Below are 17,749 nucleotides of genomic sequence, written 5' to 3'. Positions count from 1 at the left end.
TACCTTTATTTTAGAAAGAAGGCTTTTAGATGTTTTCTCATCGAGAAGGACGAGCTAGAAAAAAACGCGAACCATGGCAGCAAAACCTCTTTGTACTATGGTTCGGAACGTTTATTGCCGGTATCGCATTTAGTGAGATTATGCCTTTTTTGTCCCTTTATGTCAATACACTCGGCAATTTCTCGAAATCTCAATTATCACTATACAGTGGACTAACTTATTCCTCAACCTTTTTAGTGCTAGCCATCATTTCTCCAATCTGGGGAAAGATTGCTGATAAACGAGGGCGTAAGCTGATGATCTTACGAGCTTCCCTCGGAATGGCGTTTGTTTTAGGCGCGATGGGATTAGTCCAAAATGTCTACCAACTAATCGGCCTCCGTTTGTTACAAGGGGTCTTTGCTGGTTACATTAGTAACGCAAACGCCTTAATTGCTACGGAAACTCCGAAAGAAAAAAGCGGGTACGCCCTCGGTTTCCTATCAACCGGTCCTGTATCCGGCTCCCTTTTAGGTCCCCTCGTCGGTGGAGCCCTCGCTTCCATCTTCTCTTATCGTATCACCTTTTTCATCACTGGAGCACTATTATTAATCGTGTTCTTCCTTAGTTTATTCTTAGTTCACGAACACTTTGTTCCAATCGAAAGCACGGAAGGTTCGTTAACTGCTAAAGACGTGGTACATAAGTTGAACCGACCGCAAGCAGTTTTTGGGATGTTTATCACCACCATGATTATTCAAGCTTCGAATAATTCCATCGCCCCAATTATTAGTTTGTACGTTAAGGAGCTGATGCATAACGGTGCCGGAGTTACCATGGTTGCCGGTTTAATCGCCGCCATCCCCGGGATTGCCAATATGCTTGCTGCTCCCCGGCTGGGTGAACTCGGCGACCGAATTGGAACCGAGAAAATTTTATCAGTCGCCTTCCTATTTGCAATGGTCCTTTACGTACCGATGGCGTTCGTGCCTTCAGTATTCTGGTTAGGTGTTTTCCGTTTCTTTATCGGCATCTCGGATGGTGCCATGTTACCAGCGGTGCAAAGTATTTTATCTAAGCGAACCCCTCCGGAAGTCACCGGACGAATTTTCAGTTGGAACCAATCTTTTCAGGCGTTAGGCAACATGATTGGTCCGTTATTAGGTTCGGCAGTTTCGGGATTGTTTGATTACAACGCGGTTTTCATTGCCACTTCCGTATTGGTATTAATCAACTTCCTCCTCTTCCGTTGGTTAAACGGCCGGTCCGTTGCTTAACAGTTCCTAGACTTTAAAGACTAATTACCATGACAAAATAAAAAGAGCTAATCCATGATGGATTAGCTCTTTTTTGCTTACCATTTGACTTAATATTAAGCCAAACCGTATTTCTTGTTGAACTTCGCAACCGTACCGTCGGCTTGTTGGAACTTTTGACGGCCAGTGTAGAATGGGTGAGAATCTGAAGTAATTTCAACCCGGATTAATGGGTATTCGTTACCATCTTCCCACTTGATTGTTTCAGAAGATGATGCAGTTGAACCTGATAAAAATTTGAACCCAGTTGCTGAATCTTGGAATACAACTGGATGGTAATCTGGATGAATTCCTTTTTTCATGATATTACGCTCCTTTGCCATGAATCATTTGCTGAATCATAGTTATTATAAAACCAACGACCACAATCATAGCATAAATTATCATTTCAAACAACCTCATTTAGGACTTTTTGCCGAAATTAAGGTTCTTCAGATTAGCGATAAACTCATCGTTATTCTTAGTATTTTTCATTAATTGTAGAATTTGTTCGGTGTATTCTAACGCGTCGCCACGCATGGACCGCCGGATGTTCCACAGCTGTTCTAAAACATCCCGTGAAATCATCAACTCTTCTTTACGAGTGCCGGATTGCCGAATATCTAATGCTGGGAAAACCCGCCGTTCTGCTAAGTTGCGGGATAATACCAATTCCGAATTTCCAGTCCCCTTGAATTCCTCGTAAATTACATCGTCCATGCGACTACCAGTATCGACCAGGGCGGTGCCAATGATGGTTAACGAACCGCCTTCTTCAATGTTGCGTGCCGCTCCAAAGAATTTCTTTGGCTTATAAAATGAAGCCGGATCGACCCCACCGGAAAGGGTGCGTCCGCTCGGTGCCGTAACTAAATTATACGCCCGGGTTAAACGAGTAATTGAATCTAGTAAAATGACCACGTCTTGTTTGTCTTCAACGAGACGCATTGCCCGTTGTAAAACCAGCTCAGAAACCCGCGTATGGTTCCGGGGTTCTTGGTCAAAAGTTGAATAGACTACTTCACCATCAATCGAGCGTTCCAAGTCGGTCACTTCTTCGGGTCGCTCATCAATCAGCAGAACGATTAACTTCGCGTTAGGATGGTTCTTACTAATTCCGTTGGCAATGGCCTTCAACAACGTCGTTTTTCCAGCTTTAGGCGGTGCGACTACTAATCCCCGTTGACCAAATCCAATCGGCGCAAACAAGTCCACCAACCGTGTTGATAACACGTCTGGCGTAGTCGCTAACGTCAGTTGTTGGTTTGGGTAAATTGGCGTTAAGGCTGGGAAATGTGGCCGTTGTTTAGCTTCTTCAGGATCCTTATTATTCACCGAAGTTACCCGCATCAATCCGTAATAACGTTCGCCTGGCCGCGGATGCCGCGCTTCGCCGCCCACTAAATCTCCGTTTCGCAAACCAAACCGGGTGATCTGGGAAGCTGAAATATAAATATCTTCTTGGGAAGAGCCGTAATTAATCGGACGCAGAAAACCGTAGCCTTCGTTGCCGATTATGTCGAGGACTCCTTCCATTTCAACAAATGACTGCTTTTTGGCCTGAGCACGCAAAACAGCCAGTGACAATTCCTTCTTGTTCATCTGGCTGTAGTATGAAATCTTGTATTCACGCGCAAGGTTGTAAATTTCTTTGAGAGTCATTTCTTGTAAATCATTCATCGTTAAAAATTTATCCATGAATATTAACTCTCCTAATTGTTAATTCTAAAGCGATTGATCCGCAGTAATTTCCACGTCCGCACCTAGTTTAGTCAATTTCTTCACTAAACTATCGTAACCCCGTAAGATGTTGTCTGCTTTGGTGATCGTAGTGGTACCGTCCGCCATGAAAGCAGCAATCATCAAACAGGCCCCGGCCCGGATTTCGCCCGCTTCCACGTTTGCACCATACAATTGGTCGGTGTAGTCGACGTAAATTACTCCGTCGGCGTGCTGAATGTTGGCTCCCATCTTTTGCAATTCCGAAACGTGTTTTACCCGTTCTGGATAAATGTGGTCGTTAACCACACTGCGTCCTTGAGCCTTTAGTAGCGAGGCGGTTAGCGGTTGTTGCAAATCGGTTGCAAACCCCGGGAATGGATTAGTATTGACCTCAATCCCCCGCATCTTTTCTACCTTTGGTACGTAGATCTTGTCCCCGTCAATTTTCAAATCCACTCCCAATTCAATCATCTTGGAAGTGAAGGATTCGAGATGTTCGGGAATGATGTTATTAACTAAAATCCCATCACCCACGGCAGCTGCTAAGGATAGGTATGTACCCGCTTCAATCCGGTCTGGAATAATGGTATGGGTCGCCGTGGAAACAAGCTTGTCGACCCCTTCGATCCGGATCACGTCCGTCCCGGCCCCCCGAATCTTAGCCCCCATGTTATTTAAGAACATGGCTAGGTCAATAATTTCAGGTTCCCGAGCGGCATTTTCAATGGTGGTAACTCCTTGAGCTTTTACCGCTGCTAAAATTACGTTAATGGTGGCTCCAACAGAAACCACGTCTAAAAAGATGTGGGCCCCGTGCAATCCCCGCTCGTAAGCAGAAATGTAAACCGTGTCCTCATCTTCAGTAACGTTAGCTCCCAGAGCCTTGAACCCCTTAATGTGCTGATCAATTGGTCGCGGACCAATGTTATCACCACCGGGGAAAGTAACGGTGGAACGCTTGAAGCGTCCTAAAAGCGAGCCCATAAAGTAGTATGAAGCTCGTAAACTCTTAATCGCTTTACTTGGTAGTGGGTTTTCGACAATTTCCGTCGGGTCGATTTCCATCACGCCATCTTTAAAGGTTGAATGAACATTCATTGATTCAAGAATAATCATTAAGTTATGGACGTCAAGTATATCGGGTACCGAATCAAACCGCACTGGGGTGTCCGCTAAAATGGCCGCCGGTATTAGAGCAACCGTACTATTTTTTGCTCCGCCAATGGACACTTCTCCAGTCAGTCGCTGTCCACCCTTGATTATCATTTTTTTCATGGTTTTTCCTCACATAATGAACTTAAAGTACTTAAAACTAAGGAATGTATTTTACAGTCAACTTCAATCATAAATAATTTGTTGCAAAAATACAACCACAAGCCTTCACCTATTAAAAAAACTCAAACATCCTTATGTAAAAACGAGGCCGGAAACCTAGTCCGACCTCGTTGAAGTAGTAGTTAGTAAACTAATTATTTACTTTGGTTAGCGGCCGCAATAAATGCCTTGAATAATCCTTCCGGACGTTGTGGCCGTGAAAGGAATTCGGGATGGTACTGTGAAGCAACGAAGAAGCGCTTGTCCGGAATTTCAATTACTTCTACAAGGTGGTTATCTGGTGAAGTACCTGAGAATACCAATCCCTTAGCTTCCATTTCAGCACGGTATTGGTTGTTAAATTCAAAGCGGTGACGGTGACGTTCTTGAATCAATTCTTGATTATCGTACGCCCGGGCCGCAACGGTACCTTCCTTCAACTTGCATGGGTATAAACCTAATCGTTGGGTTCCCCCAAGGTCTTCGACATCCTCTTGGTCCGCCATCAAGTCAATGATGTTGTGTGGCGTGTTAGGATTCATTTCTGCAGAGTTGGCATCTTGGTAACCTAATACGTTACGCGCGAATTCCACGCTGGCCATTTGCATTCCCAAGCAGATTCCTAAGAACGGCACGTCGTTTTCCCGAGCGTATTGAATTGCGTCGATCATTCCTTCAATTCCCCGGTCTCCGAAGCCGCCGGGCACGATGATTCCGTCTTGGCCAGCCATCAATTCAGCAACGTTTTCCTTAGTAATTTTTTCTGAATCAAACTTCGTGATCTTAATGTCCGCATTCACAACGTAGCCCGCGTGTTTCAAGGCTTCGTTAACTGAAATGTAGGCATCTTGCAAAGCAACGTACTTACCAACCAACGCGATGTTAATCGTGTGGTCAAGGCGGTTGTTTACGTGATCAACGAGGTCCGCCCACTTAGCCATGTCCGCTTCTGGAACGTCTAAGCCAAAGTGCTTAACGACAATTTCATCCATTTTTTGGCGTTTTAGATTTAACGGAATTTCATACAAACTTGCCACGTCTTTAGATTCAATTACCGCTTCAGGCTCAACATCACAGAAAGCAGCGATCTTCGAACGCATGCTGTCCGTAATATCTTCTTCAGTACGGACTACCAGCATGTTTGGCTGAATTCCTAAACCACGTAATTCCTTAACACTATGTTGGGTTGGCTTAGTTTTCATTTCACCAGCCGCCTTAAGGTAAGGTACCAACGTAGTGTGGATATAAAATACGTTTTGGGCACCCGCTTGGCTCCGCATTTGCCGAATTGCTTCTAAGAATGGCAAGGATTCAATATCCCCAACCGTTCCACCGATTTCGGTAATGACGATATCTGAATCCGTAACGGTTCCAGCACGCATGATTTTTTCCTTGATTGCGTCAGTGATGTGCGGAATTACTTGGACAGTTGCGCCAAGATAATCTCCGTGCCGCTCCTTACGCAATACTTCCGAATAAATTTTTCCAGTGGTAACGTTAGAATACTTATTTAAGTTAATATCAATAAAACGTTCATAATGTCCTAAATCCAAGTCCGTTTCTGTACCATCATCGGTAACAAAAACTTCCCCATGTTGGTACGGACTCATCGTTCCTGGATCAACGTTAATGTACGGATCAAACTTTTGAATTGTCACCTTCAAACCGCGATTTTTCAACAACCGTGCTAAAGAAGCTGCAACAATCCCCTTTCCTAAAGATGAAACCACTCCACCTGTAACGAAAATATATTTGGTCATCAAAACTCTCCTTTTCTAACATTTCTAACTGGTTAACTATTGGAAACCTGAAAGCGGATTTTATCATCGGGTAACCCTCACCCAACAATAAAAATACCCCCTATTCCATGAATAGGGGGTATTAACCGTTCATTGTCCGCTAAACCCAATCAGGTTTACCGGAGCCCAAAAAATATAATACCGAGTAATCAACCATAAGTCAAGCTGATAATTTACTCTTCTTCATCATCATTTAATTCTGTTAATTGACCTTCAATACCGTCAGGAAGCGTGTCGTTATCATCATCGCTAGATAAATCCTCATAAGTTGGATCATCGGCATCCGCGTCATCAGCGGCGGTAACGTCTTCGTCTTCTGGGTCGTCTGCATCGTAATCAATTACGTCGTCATCATCGGCGGCGTCAGCCAGAAAGGCGTTGACCCGTTTACGTTTTTTACGTACCGGACGATCTTCGTCTTCGTCTTCTTCAGTGTGAATTAGGGCTTCATCAATTGATTCAAATGGGTACCATGTCCGAAGTCCCCAGGTGTTTTCACCAAGGGAAATAAAACTGCCGTCAATATTTAAATCAGTGTAAAATTGCGATAACCGATTCCGAAACTCTTCGTCCGTCTTTTCCAAGTAATTTTGAACTGCATTAGCTAAATCAACGAATGCCATTGGTTCACCATTCTTAGCTAAGATGGCGTGAGCAACTTCGATCATCGAGAGTTCGTCTTTGTTTTGACCCTTAAAAATTTCTAATTCCAACTGGTGCACGTCCTTTCCACAGTCTGTCCTTAATGATACTACACTCAGGCCGTAAATTGCAATCGGATTTTATAGTTACCAATCAGCTGTTTACCTGCTAAAAGTTGGTAATCAATGTTCACTTGACCTGCCAACGGTTCGTTTTGGAGTTGCACATCTAACAAAGGGGTGACCGTTTCAATTGGGAACAGTCCGTACGGGGTGCGGTAACGCGCTTCAATCCGTTTCCCACTTGCAAACCGAAGCCGCATTTCATTTTCAGCAGCTCGCGTTAGTAAAACCGTTCCTTCGCCGTCAATTTTCATGGTAACCGGAATTTTCTGTCCGCTTTTTTCGTCTACTTCTTGGTACCGTAAGTAAATTGAATTGCCCATTTGAAATACTTGTCCTGGTTCATCGAAAACTAGGTGGTTTTTTTCACCTTCTTGTTCAATAAACGTTTCTAAATGGATCGCAATTGGAATTCCATTATCTAGTGCCATTTGAATGCTCCTCTTCCTTTCACTTTATTACCATGCCAATTATAATTCATTTTACATATAATTGTACTATTCTACCGTTCAACTTTTACAAGCTTTAGCGAAAACTAGTATAATTCTAAGTAAAGGATTTATTTAATAAAAATCAGGAAGGTGGCATCATGGCCCTTAAAAATCAGCGCCTGCCGATGGAAAAAGTTTTTCGTGATCCCATCCATGATTACGTTTACGTCCAAGACCAAGTAATTTTGGATCTGATTAACACGAAAGAATTCCAACGGCTTCGCCGCATTCATCAGTTAGGAACTACTTCATTCGTTTTTCACGGCGCGGAACACACCCGTTTTTCACATTCTTTGGGTTGTTACGAAGTAGCCCGGCGCATTGTTGAAAACTTTGAACGGAATTACCTTTCCAAAAACCCTAACGATGGATTATGGCGTAAAGAGGAACGTTTGGTAACCCTTTGCGCAGCGTTATTACACGACATTGGTCACGGTGCTTATTCACACACGTTTGAGCACATTTTTCACACCAATCACGAACAAATTACTACCCAAATCATTACGGACCCGACTACGGAAGTTAACCAGGTTTTACGACAAATCAGTCCAGATTTTCCGACCCAGGTTGCTGCCGTTATCAGTCACGATTACCCGAATCCCCAAGTGGTGCAATTGATTTCTAGTCAAATTGACGCCGATCGGATGGACTACTTGCTTCGGGATTCGTATTACACCGGGACAAACTACGGTACCTTTGATTTAACCCGTATTTTACGGGTAATGCGTCCCTACTCAAAAGGGATTGCCTTTCAAATTAGCGGAATTCACGCGGTTGAAGACTTTATCGTCAGTCGTTTTCAAATGTACGTCCAGGTTTACTTTCATTCCGTTTCACGGTCCATGGAAGTCATTCTCGGGCATTTGCTTGCCCGGGCACACCAGCTGTACTTAGATTCAGCAACCCCGTGGCAGCAGGCCCCACAATTTTTAATGCCCTTTTTCAACAAGCAATTTACTTTAAGCGACTACTTGAAATTAGACGACGGGGTACTTAACACCTACTTCTTGCAATGGGAAGATTCAGAAGACCCCATTTTAAACGACCTAGCTAACCGCTTTTTAAACCGGACCCCGTTTAAATCGGCCCGCATCAGTAACCAAACCCGCGCACTTTTACCAGAATTGAAACAGTTAGTGGCTGCAGCAGGGTTTGACGCGGAATACTACACTGCCGAAAACGATAGCTACGATCTGCCGTACGACGCTTATGACCCTACGTCGCAAAAGCCCCGGACCCAAATTGAATTGATGCAGGCCGACGGTTCCCTAGTGGAGCTTTCCACGGCTAGTGATTTAGTTCGGGCCATCTCGGGCAAAGTTTCAAGCGACGAACGGTTCTATTTTCCAAAGGAAATGCTCACTAGCAACACTGAAAACTTGTTCTCAGCTACTTTTGAAGCATTCCAATCACACATCAAAAATGGCATCATCAATTAGGAGGATGATCATGAGTATTAAATTAGTGGCCATTGATTTAGATGGCACCCTATTAAACGATAATAAACAACTGACCGAAGAAAACATCGCTGCCATTAATGCAGCTTCTAAGATGGGCGTTAACATTGTTTTGTGTACCGGACGCCCCATCACTGGGATACAACGCTACTTAGCCCAACTTGAACTCCAAAACGAAAAGGAGTACGCCATTACTTATAACGGCGGGCTTGCTCAGACCATTAACGGGGAAATTTTAATTAAACACACCTTAAGTTTCCAAGACTACCTGGCTGCCGAAGCCTTCAGTCGCCAAGTGGGCGTTCATTTCCATGTGGATGGCAAGAACCATATTTACACCGCCAACAAAAATATTAGCCAGTACACGGTTGGAGAAAGTTTCTTAGTAGAAATGGGCTTACGTTACCGGAGCGTTGAAGAAATGAACCCTGATCTAGAAATGCCTAAGGTAATGTTTATCGACGATCCGAAGGTTTTAAGTAAGGCCCGTGACCAAATCTTCAATCGTTTCCAAGACGAATTTAGCGTGGTCCAAAGTGAACCTTACTTTATTGAATTAATGCCTAAAAACGTCAGCAAGGGCAATGCGGTCAAGGAATTGGCGGAACGCTTGCACCTTAGCCTTGACCAAGTAATGGCGATTGGTGACCAAGGAAACGACTTGTCAATGATTAAGACGGCCGGAATAGGGGTCGCGATGGAAAATGGAATTGACGAGGTAAAGAAAAATGCCCAGTTCATCACGGCTAACAATAATGAGAGCGGTGTGGCAAAGGCAATTAGAAAGTTTGTGATTAATAAATAAGAGCGCTCCGCACCCCCGGGTAGCCCTTGAGGACTAACGGAATTAGGGAATTAATCGCGGGTTTGGCGATTGGTTCCCTAATTTGGTTAGCCGCAGAGGGCTGGGGGGCTGAGCGCGTTTCGACTACGCTGCAGGTAAGCACCTGGATTAACTTTATTTTGGCCTTAATCGCGGGATTGGCGATTGAGGTCAAAATTTGGTTAACCGGAGAAGTTTGGTGGCTGGAACACGTTTCGACTACGCTGCAGGAGAACCACGGAATTAGGGAATTAATCGCGGGTTAGGCGATTGGTTCCCTAATTTGGTCAATTGGTCTAATATTCCCCCTCCCAGAAATTACCCAACTACGTTATTATATAATCAACTTTTATCATTGGTCGCGCACAAAAACTTAAGTCGATCGTACATGAAGGAGGTTCGCTTAATGGGACATGGCTCACAATTTTTTAAAAAAATCTTAATCATCTATATAGTTGCTAACCTAATCGTAATGGCACTTAAAGCCTTCACTCCATTAGGTCAAAACAGCATTTTCAACCTGCTTGCTTTCGTGATCTTGTCCATTTTCACCGTTTATTTACTTTATTTATTAATAAAAATGGGCAAGAAACTATAACTTTAAAATCAACGGCATCTTCATCCGCTAGCGGGGGGCCTCCCCCGTTTTTTGATTACTGACGTTGAAATCGTTCTCAAACTATGTATAATTAATGTACACGAAGGAATGATTATGATGAATAACACGGAACAATTAAGCATCGCCGTTAATGAATCAGCAATTCGGTACGCACTTTTTAGCGACCAGGGTGAATTGAAGGTACGTAAAAGCGTCCCCACTCCTACTGATAACATTGATAATTTTTTAAAAGCCATTTATCACATTGTTGAAGAAAACCAAAAAAATATCTACGGCATTGGAATTAGCGTTCCTGGTCAAGTGGATCAAGCGGATGGAATCATCTACCAAGGTGGTTCTCTACCGCTTCTTCATGGACTAAGTTTGGGCAAAATTATCGCTGCGCGTTACGACCTTCCCGTTGCCATGCAAAGCGTTGGAATCTGTGCAGCAACCGCCGCTCACTGGAATGGAAACTTACGTAACATTCACAACGGTGCAGCCCTAATCCTCGATGATGGCGTAGGTGCTGGGATCATTTTAAACGACCGGATTTTTACCGGCAATCACCTGGAAGCTGGGGCTTTAGGGATGATTTTAGCTAATCCGCAAACTGATGATCCTTCACCATCCCAAATTATGTTTAACGCATGTTCTGCCACTAAAATGGTGCAAAAAATCGGGAACGTTTTGCAACTTTCCGACCCTAACGACGATACCAAGGTCTTTAAAGCTATTGAAAATGGCGAAGCCAACGCTCGCGAACTTTTTAATGAGTATTGCCGCAACGTTGCTTACATGATTGCCAATACTCAGGCAGTGCTGGACTTGAACAAATACGTGATATGCGGACGGATCAGTACCCAGAGCATTTTGGTTCCCGAAATTAACCATCAGCTTCAGGTAATTCGGGACAGCTTCTCACTTTTAAAAGAAACTCTGCACATGCCAAATGTTGAAACTTCAGTTTTTAAACAGGATACCGACCTTTACGGTGCTTATTACTTTGCATTATCCCAATTCGATTTTAAAAAGTTACAGGAAGATGCAGCTCAAGACACGTCATTGCCAGATTAATAGTAATTGCGTGTGCCCTAAATTTCCCTTGAAATTATTAAAAAGTGAGACTGAAAAAAGCTCCAAAATCCTTCTCAAGGATGAAACTTTTTGAAAAAACATTTTGGTGCGTTAACTTGAATAGAGTCAAAACATCCGCCAAAAGTCCGTTGATTCCACTCAACCCCAAAAAGAGACCATTATGCCAAGTTCAGGCATAATGGTCTCTTTTCAGTTAATACTTACAAACTCCCCAACTTGGGGTTGTACGCTCATTTTTATTTAAGCTCATACCGATCTGCAAAACGAACGGTAATGACCTGTTCAATCATTTCTTCTTCAGTGCGGTGGTCTTCAGGGTTTAATTGTCGTTTATTATTTTCGGATAAAATAGCAATTAACAGCTCTAACATTAAATCTCGGCTACCGGCCAAATAGTTTAATCTAGGAACTCCATTATTATTAGCTATTAGCAGGCAAGCACCCGCTTCGCCGAAAAAGTCATCTATTATCTCACCATTTTGGGAAATAATTATGTTTTGCGCCTCGGGATGTTTAATTAAGCATTCGTAAATCGCATTCAAGTAGGGGATTAAGGTAGCATCTTCTCCCACTTGGTAAGTATCATATCCCTTTCGAGCTAAGGTCCGTTGTAAACTTATCTTAAAGTTGGACCTTGGTACAAAAAAGAAGTTGTGAGAAAATGGTCTCTCTTCTCCTAAATCAAAGTTAGGAAAATTAATTAACACCGAGCCACCGCCACTAAGTACGATTTCGTTAGCTCCGTACATTCCGTGGTCCACTAAAGTGGCCGAGTTTACTTGGTTCCTATCTTGGTCATAAAAAAGCAGTTGTTGGGTTTCTTCGTCAAAATCCCAGTAGTGACCTTCCGGAGGGATAAACCCTACTTTTGTGGGCACAATAATGCTACCGTCTTTTTTGAAGATAAAACTTGTAAAACCAACTTTATCGTCTGCGTTGCCACCTAGATAGAGCACTCCCCGATCCCAAGGGACGTCCCGATCTGCAAGCTGCCAAAACCATATCTTGTCACAAATTAATTTTCTGAATTCACCAATTTTCAACACGCTTCCTCCTCATTGGTGCCTAGCTCAACGCTACAAGCTAAAAACACTAGGGCTTCCTACTTAAATACACATCGATCACTAAATTGTTCGTTGACAATCTGTTCTGCCATTTCAATTTCCGAACGCTGATCATCCGGATCTAATTGACGCAAATTGTTTGTGAATAAAATCTTAATTAATAACTCTAGGACTATTTCACGGCTACCAACGCAGTAATCAAACGAAAAGCCTTCTCCGTAGTTGGCAAGTAATAGTTGATCATCCTGCGGGGAGGATTCAACTTCCAGCTCTCCACTTCGGGAAATGACCACCTCTTCGAGTTCGGGATGGTTAATTAAATTTTCGTAAGCTTGGTTGAAAAATGCTATTAACGTATCTGCATCATCTAGCCAATACGTATTGTATCCCATCCGGCTCAGTACTCGTTGTTTCTCGATATCGTATTGTGTCCGTGATACAAAAAATCCTCTTTGCGTAACCGGTACGTTTGTTTCTACGCCATAATCAAAGAAATTAACCAACATTCCGTTGCCATCCGCAAAGTCAATTACCCTAGCTCCATACACCCCAATTTTAGGCAGGCCAGCGAATACTTTGGGGTTTCGATCCTCATTTAAGAACTCAATTCGTTGTTGTTCTTCATTAAAGTTCCAATAAATAAATTCTGGAGGTACGAATCCTATCTTAGTAGGAAAGTCAACTTTACCGTCTTTCGTAAACTCTAATGCAACAAAGCTAAAGCCTTGGTCTTCACCAGATCCCAAAAAAAATTCTGCGGGCCTTTCATGGTAGTTTACGTTTACCGTATCCCAAACCTTCCAAATCCATAATTTACCGCAAATAAGATTTTTTAATGTATGTTTATCCAAGGTGAACTCCCCTTACTTATGCTTAAACCACGCACTACTCTGTTCTTGAAATCCCTTGAAAACGGTAGTAACTTTCCGGCCATGAACCAGGCGGTCCGCAAAGTAACGATACGCCACGTAATTGCCAATTTCCATTTCAAATGGCCCAAGTCCAGCATGTTCGTCACCTTGGTGCACTTTTAATTGTTCGTCAGTAATTAGTTTTACCATAATTCCTAGGTATTCAATTAATACCTCGCGAGTTCCCCCAATTACTCCAATGTTTAAAAGGGTGCGTAAGGCATTTTTAGCACTAAATTCTTTCATATACTGAGGTGAAGCGTTATTAGCTACAATATCCACATCGCCTAACCGCTTCCATTCGTCACCAATGTATAGAATACCGTCTTCGATTTCGTCAAAGGGGTAATTTAGCATAACCACGTCTTTTGCATCTGTTAAAACTGCCTTTTCAATTTCTGGATGGGCTTGCAAAAAGTCGTACGCCATTAAAAAGCGGTAAAAGTAGAGGGTCAAGTTTGGATAATGTTCAAAAAGTTTCATATTCACGATATGTAAATTATCTTCGTCTCCACCTTCTGAACTATTAGTGAGGACGTAAAATGGCACTCCATAACGCGCTAAAGAGGCAGTTTGTTCCTGAACCTCTTCTGCAATATTAACATTTTGATTTTCATACAGATGAAAAATATTGTCCATATTCACGATAAACTCGGTAATGACTACGTTTGGTTCAACTTTCATTAGCAATTGCTCCTTCACTTTATACGTCGGTTATATATAAATCAATTTGACGCCGTTAACTATAACAAGTATAAACATATTTCCAACGCCTGTCTACTTGAGAGTGGATAAAAGTTGCGTAATTTAAGGTTAAATTTCCCATTACGCCTGATTACGACGCTAATTGCAGATTTTAAGTTAACTGGAACAACCGGGAACCTAAAGCGTTGGACCACTAAAAAATACCCCAAGTCCGCTAACAGCAATTTTGCCATCATTAAACTTGGGGTATTTAAAATTTTGTACAACCATTATGCTAACTAAGCCACCGCATGTTGCCGTTGACTATGTGCCAAAAAGGCCAGCCGCATAATTACTAAGTTCAACTTCTCTTCTAACTTTGCATCCACCCGTAAATATTTGCTTACACAATTATCCACTTGTTGATACAATTTGGTTTCCTTCAACGCTTGATCACTTGCACCATAACAATGATTGTAGTTTTGGTCCAGTTCTTCTTGTTCAAGCACGTCAGGAAAGTCGGTCTGGGTTCCCGGACCGTCATAGTAATCCACTAGATTAATATTGGTGTTTATACTCAAGAAAAATTCTTTCTTAGGAGTTCTTAACAGCTCAAATCCCAGCTCGGTATGGTTATCAGTGCTGATAACTAAGCCTTCATCATCATTCAGCGGTAAAAAGACGAAGTAATCGTGCCGGTTGCTGCTCCGAACGTCGTATTCCACTCCGTTTAATCCCGCGATTTTTTTGATGCAGCTGTCTTTATTGATTTCAATCGTTTTATCTTCTTGCATTACTTTAGATAAAACATCATATTTAAAAATCATTTTTCTTCCTCCAAAAAATAACCATAAATACTGGAACAGAAGAAATTATACTCCGCGCATTTAAAAAATCAACCGTTGTAATCTGAATGTAAAATATGTTTTTCATCCGCCGGCTTTTTCTTAAACTAGCGCTAATCTACCTAGTTATTTAACCGGCTTACTTGCGGGGTTCTGGTCAAAGTATACCGCCATCAAAAAACGCAGCAACGTCAAGTTAAGTTTCTGGGCATCTTCGCCTTCAAAGCCTAAATAATCCCCTAGATAACGGTCGGTCATTTCATACGTGGTCCCGTGCATGATTTCTTCGTCACTAGCATGGTGGTACTTCCGGCTAAATTCGCCAATTGACGGACCAGTGAATAAATCTAAAAAGTCGGTTTCGTTACCCACGCCGTCTTCAATTCCAATTACGCCCTTATCAACATCAACGTCAAAATAAAACTCACTTAATGGAATTTGAAAAACGCTAAAACCATCAAAGGTGTTGCCATCGGAAGAAAACACAATCCCCTTCCCCGGATTCAACTCCAAGAAACAATAGTATTCATGCTCATTTTTAATTTTCGAGACAAATTTAATTGCGGCGATTTTATCCGCCATTAATTTTTGTATTTGACTTTGTTCATTAATGATAATTGGTTTTCCCGTGCTAATTACGTCCTTTAATACGTCATACGTGAAAATCATTAACCAAACCCCCTTCTCTACACTCACAACCTACTAACTTTATTATAGTGCCCTGGCACTTTAAAAAACACTTTATGCTTCAGGTTCCCGTCTTAATTGACGAACAACTTGGACATAGGACCAGATCAACACTAAATTTGATCCTAGCCAAGCTAACGGGTTTGCCGTGCAGGCTCCGATAAAGCCAAAGGCAGGTACTACCCAAATTCCCACTAACATCCGGGAAAGCAATTCTGCGACCCCTGCTAACGTAGGTGCCATACTCTTCCCAAATCCTTGTAGGGTGTATCGCACAATAAACAGGATTGCCAACAGGAAGTAACTCATGCTGACAATTACGAAATATTGGTGTGCCAAATTAGTAATGTGTTGTTCTGAATTTCCGATAAACAGGTTAACTAACGTCCGACTATTTAAGATAATCAAAATTCCCATCACGAAACCATAACTAATCGACGTAGTTAACGCTTGGCGAATCCCCTTTAATATCCGTTTGTATTGCTTAGCACCGAAGTTTTGCGCGGTGAAAGTCGCCATCGTAATTCCTAATGACATCATTGGTTGAGTTGCCAATTGGTCCACTTTTCCGGCAGCGGTGTACGCTGCAATTGCTGATGAACCCAAGTGGTTTAACGAAATTTGTAAAATAATCGAGCCAATTGCGATGATTGAAGCTTGGAATCCCATTGGTAAACCAATCCGAATTTGTTCTTTAATTAACGTCCAATTCGTAGTGATTTCCCGCCATTCGAGGGACAACGCCGGAACCCGAGCCTTAATATAAAACCAACATAGAAAACAAGAAATCAATTGGGCCGTAACCGTAGCAATCCCTGCACCAGCAATTCCAACGTGCATGAAAACAATCAAGATGATGTCCAAAACTACGTTAATAATGCAGGCAATCACCAAGAAAATCAGTGGCAAACGACTATTTCCTAACGCCCGAAGCATATTGGAAAATAGGTTAAAAAACATGGTTGCCACTAGTCCGCCAAAGATAATGGATAAGAAAATTGCGGCTCCATCAATAATGTTAGCCGGTGTCTGCATTAACCGTAGTAACGGTCGGGTTGCCCAAACGCTAAGCGGGGTGAGCAACAATACCAATCCGCCACAAATCCAAATGCTAGTTGCAAAACTTTGTTTGACCGCTCGTAAATCCCCCGCGCCATAGTGCTGGGCAGTGATAATCGATAACCCGGTCGTCATCCCCTGGGCAAACCCAATGATCAAAAAGGTCAGCCCACTGGTAGCCCCTACCGCAGCTAGGGCTTGTACCCCGACCACCCGGCCAACAATCAAGGTGTCGGAGAGGGTGTAAATTTGTTGGAAAATATTACCTAAAAGCAGCGGAATACTGAATAAGATAATTCCCTTAATTGGGCTTCCTTTAGTTAAAATACTATCCATATTAATCCTCCGTAGCCGTTATAAAAATGAAATAAAATTATTTATGATGTGGAGCGTGATGCTATATTTGATATCCTTGGTCCATAAATAGGTGATCGCTAGCAGCATTCCCATGATTGCGTAAATTGGGAAACTAGCGCCTAGGTCGTGCAATCCGCCAAAAAGAGCGCCGTTAACTACCACGCCAATTGTGCGTACCAGCCGACTATTTTTGGTAAAAAAGAACTCAAAAAAGAGGCCCCGGAAAATCAGTTCTTCAATAACCGGAGCAACTAGTACTGCGTCAACCCACGTCCAAATTGGCGTGTCCCGTAGTAATTGTTCAATCGCCGATTGGTTTTCCGAAGTACCAATATTAAAGTAGGTTACGTACCAAGTCTGCAAAAGCATAAAAATGAACCATAACCCAACCATTAATAACATAATCCGAAAACGCTTACTGTTCAACGGGTAATTAGCGAAATCACTATGATTTTTGCGCACTTTATAACGGTAAAATTGAACCAAAAAAATCACCACTGTTAGAGTGGTCAAAGTGTACACTACCACCAAAAGGACGTGTACAACTGGATGGGAGTCGTGAATATGCATTGCCGCTATTTGCGGTAATGAAATTACTTGATCCATCGCAAAAAGTAAAACTAGAAACAGACAATTTTTAATAACGTTAAGACCTTTCAGAAGAAACTCCTCCTTAGCCTTAGTTGAATTATTCAGCTTGAAAGATGATAGTCGCTTTATCTTTAAAATGCAATTAATAACTCCACTAAGTTTGATATATTTAAGAAAATATTTTTTTATTTAAGATGTGCTAAATTCTGAG

At 42.4% G+C, this 17,749-nt stretch carries 18 protein-coding genes; 5 read left to right on the top strand and 13 right to left on the bottom strand.

Annotated elements, in window-relative coordinates:
- The first annotated feature begins 29 nt into the window (after positions 1-29).
- A complete protein-coding gene (locus I6H64_RS00445) occupies positions 30-1,256 on the top strand; it encodes a multidrug efflux MFS transporter (RefSeq protein WP_002829729.1) in 1,227 nt (408 codons plus the stop codon).
- Positions 1,257-1,351: 95 nt separating this feature from the next.
- On the opposite strand, the gene I6H64_RS00440 is transcribed toward I6H64_RS00445, so the two are convergent.
- The 6 genes from I6H64_RS00440 to I6H64_RS00415 form a co-directional block, all read right to left on the bottom strand.
- Positions 1,352-1,597 (bottom strand): type B 50S ribosomal protein L31, encoded by a 246-nt coding sequence (locus tag I6H64_RS00440; RefSeq protein WP_002829728.1) that lies wholly within the window; start codon positions 1,595-1,597, stop codon positions 1,352-1,354.
- Between the two features lie 100 nt (positions 1,598-1,697).
- The gene (gene rho, locus I6H64_RS00435; RefSeq protein WP_002829726.1) at positions 1,698-2,972 is read right to left on the bottom strand and encodes a transcription termination factor Rho; all 1,275 of its coding nucleotides are present in this window, start codon (positions 2,970-2,972) and stop codon (positions 1,698-1,700) included.
- A 27-nt stretch (positions 2,973-2,999) separates the two neighbouring features.
- The gene (locus I6H64_RS00430) at positions 3,000-4,271 is read right to left on the bottom strand and encodes a UDP-N-acetylglucosamine 1-carboxyvinyltransferase (protein ID WP_005918974.1); all 1,272 of its coding nucleotides are present in this window, start codon (positions 4,269-4,271) and stop codon (positions 3,000-3,002) included.
- A 194-nt stretch (positions 4,272-4,465) separates the two neighbouring features.
- Positions 4,466-6,070 (bottom strand): CTP synthase, encoded by a 1,605-nt coding sequence (locus tag I6H64_RS00425; protein ID WP_002832418.1) that lies wholly within the window; start codon positions 6,068-6,070, stop codon positions 4,466-4,468.
- Between the two features lie 212 nt (positions 6,071-6,282).
- Positions 6,283-6,822 (bottom strand): DNA-directed RNA polymerase subunit delta, encoded by a 540-nt coding sequence (gene rpoE / locus I6H64_RS00420; RefSeq protein ID WP_002832419.1) that lies wholly within the window; start codon positions 6,820-6,822, stop codon positions 6,283-6,285.
- Between the two features lie 44 nt (positions 6,823-6,866).
- Entirely contained in the window at positions 6,867-7,304 is a 438-nt protein-coding gene (locus tag I6H64_RS00415; RefSeq protein ID WP_002829721.1) for a YwiB family protein, read from the bottom strand.
- A 158-nt stretch (positions 7,305-7,462) separates the two neighbouring features.
- Here I6H64_RS00415 and I6H64_RS00410 point away from each other — a divergent pair, with 158 nt between their 5' ends.
- The 4 genes from I6H64_RS00410 to I6H64_RS00395 all read left to right on the top strand — a co-directional run bounded on the left by I6H64_RS00410 (position 7,463) and on the right by I6H64_RS00395 (position 11,319).
- Positions 7,463-8,803, top strand: a complete 1,341-nt coding sequence (locus I6H64_RS00410; RefSeq protein WP_008841769.1) for an HD domain-containing protein — start codon at positions 7,463-7,465, stop codon at positions 8,801-8,803.
- A 10-nt stretch (positions 8,804-8,813) separates the two neighbouring features.
- Entirely contained in the window at positions 8,814-9,626 is an 813-nt protein-coding gene (gene yidA, locus I6H64_RS00405; protein ID WP_005918971.1) for a sugar-phosphatase, read from the top strand.
- Positions 9,627-9,688: 62 nt separating this feature from the next.
- Positions 9,689-9,910: a hypothetical protein gene (locus I6H64_RS00400; RefSeq protein WP_008841766.1), complete on the top strand. Its 222-nt coding sequence runs from the start codon at positions 9,689-9,691 to the stop codon at positions 9,908-9,910.
- Positions 9,911-10,350: 440 nt separating this feature from the next.
- A complete protein-coding gene (locus tag I6H64_RS00395; protein WP_008841764.1) occupies positions 10,351-11,319 on the top strand; it encodes an ROK family protein in 969 nt (322 codons plus the stop codon).
- A 257-nt stretch (positions 11,320-11,576) separates the two neighbouring features.
- On the opposite strand, the gene I6H64_RS00390 is transcribed toward I6H64_RS00395, so the two are convergent.
- The 7 genes from I6H64_RS00390 to I6H64_RS00360 all read right to left on the bottom strand — a co-directional run bounded on the left by I6H64_RS00390 (position 11,577) and on the right by I6H64_RS00360 (position 17,553).
- On the bottom strand, positions 11,577-12,386 hold the full coding sequence (locus I6H64_RS00390; RefSeq protein ID WP_008841763.1) for a hypothetical protein: 810 nt from the start codon (positions 12,384-12,386) through the stop codon (positions 11,577-11,579).
- Positions 12,387-12,442: 56 nt separating this feature from the next.
- Positions 12,443-13,255, bottom strand: coding sequence for a hypothetical protein (locus tag I6H64_RS00385; RefSeq protein ID WP_008841762.1), 813 nt, complete (start codon positions 13,253-13,255; stop codon positions 12,443-12,445).
- Positions 13,256-13,267: 12 nt separating this feature from the next.
- Positions 13,268-13,999 (bottom strand): hypothetical protein, encoded by a 732-nt coding sequence (locus I6H64_RS00380; protein ID WP_036685491.1) that lies wholly within the window; start codon positions 13,997-13,999, stop codon positions 13,268-13,270.
- A 299-nt stretch (positions 14,000-14,298) separates the two neighbouring features.
- Positions 14,299-14,826: a hypothetical protein gene (locus tag I6H64_RS00375; protein WP_002829714.1), complete on the bottom strand. Its 528-nt coding sequence runs from the start codon at positions 14,824-14,826 to the stop codon at positions 14,299-14,301.
- Positions 14,827-14,970: 144 nt separating this feature from the next.
- Positions 14,971-15,513, bottom strand: a complete 543-nt coding sequence (locus I6H64_RS00370) for a hypothetical protein (protein WP_005918958.1) — start codon at positions 15,511-15,513, stop codon at positions 14,971-14,973.
- Between the two features lie 72 nt (positions 15,514-15,585).
- Positions 15,586-16,926, bottom strand: coding sequence for an MATE family efflux transporter (locus I6H64_RS00365; protein ID WP_002832423.1), 1,341 nt, complete (start codon positions 16,924-16,926; stop codon positions 15,586-15,588).
- Positions 16,927-16,944: 18 nt separating this feature from the next.
- Entirely contained in the window at positions 16,945-17,553 is a 609-nt protein-coding gene (locus tag I6H64_RS00360; RefSeq protein WP_008841756.1) for a CPBP family intramembrane glutamic endopeptidase, read from the bottom strand.
- Positions 17,554-17,749: the final 196 nt, after the last annotated feature.

Source organism: Pediococcus acidilactici (assembly GCF_016127815.1).
Taxonomy (GTDB): domain Bacteria; phylum Bacillota; class Bacilli; order Lactobacillales; family Lactobacillaceae; genus Pediococcus; species Pediococcus acidilactici.
The sequence above is the reverse complement of the archived record's forward strand: the minus strand, read 5'-3'. Positions and strand labels throughout refer to the sequence as shown.

What these genes read in the sequence shown, in the direction of transcription:
- I6H64_RS00445 (WP_002829729.1), top strand. Translation starts at nt 30, where the DNA reads ATGTTTTCTCATCGAGAAGGACGAGCTAGAAAAAAACGCGAACCATGG.
- I6H64_RS00440 (WP_002829728.1), bottom strand. Translation starts at nt 1,597, where the DNA reads ATGAAAAAAGGAATTCATCCAGATTACCATCCAGTTGTATTCCAAGAT.
- rho (WP_002829726.1), bottom strand. Translation starts at nt 2,972, where the DNA reads ATGGATAAATTTTTAACGATGAATGATTTACAAGAAATGACTCTCAAA.
- I6H64_RS00430 (WP_005918974.1), bottom strand. Translation starts at nt 4,271, where the DNA reads ATGAAAAAAATGATAATCAAGGGTGGACAGCGACTGACTGGAGAAGTG.
- I6H64_RS00425 (WP_002832418.1), bottom strand. Translation starts at nt 6,070, where the DNA reads ATGACCAAATATATTTTCGTTACAGGTGGAGTGGTTTCATCTTTAGGA.
- I6H64_RS00415 (WP_002829721.1), bottom strand. Translation starts at nt 7,304, where the DNA reads ATGGCACTAGATAATGGAATTCCAATTGCGATCCATTTAGAAACGTTT.
- I6H64_RS00410 (WP_008841769.1), top strand. Translation starts at nt 7,463, where the DNA reads ATGGCCCTTAAAAATCAGCGCCTGCCGATGGAAAAAGTTTTTCGTGAT.
- yidA (WP_005918971.1), top strand. Translation starts at nt 8,814, where the DNA reads ATGAGTATTAAATTAGTGGCCATTGATTTAGATGGCACCCTATTAAAC.
- I6H64_RS00395 (WP_008841764.1), top strand. Translation starts at nt 10,351, where the DNA reads ATGATTATGATGAATAACACGGAACAATTAAGCATCGCCGTTAATGAA.
- I6H64_RS00380 (WP_036685491.1), bottom strand. Translation starts at nt 13,999, where the DNA reads ATGAAAGTTGAACCAAACGTAGTCATTACCGAGTTTATCGTGAATATG.
- I6H64_RS00375 (WP_002829714.1), bottom strand. Translation starts at nt 14,826, where the DNA reads ATGATTTTTAAATATGATGTTTTATCTAAAGTAATGCAAGAAGATAAA.
- I6H64_RS00370 (WP_005918958.1), bottom strand. Translation starts at nt 15,513, where the DNA reads ATGATTTTCACGTATGACGTATTAAAGGACGTAATTAGCACGGGAAAA.
- I6H64_RS00365 (WP_002832423.1), bottom strand. Translation starts at nt 16,926, where the DNA reads ATGGATAGTATTTTAACTAAAGGAAGCCCAATTAAGGGAATTATCTTA.
- I6H64_RS00360 (WP_008841756.1), bottom strand. Translation starts at nt 17,553, where the DNA reads ATGGATCAAGTAATTTCATTACCGCAAATAGCGGCAATGCATATTCAC.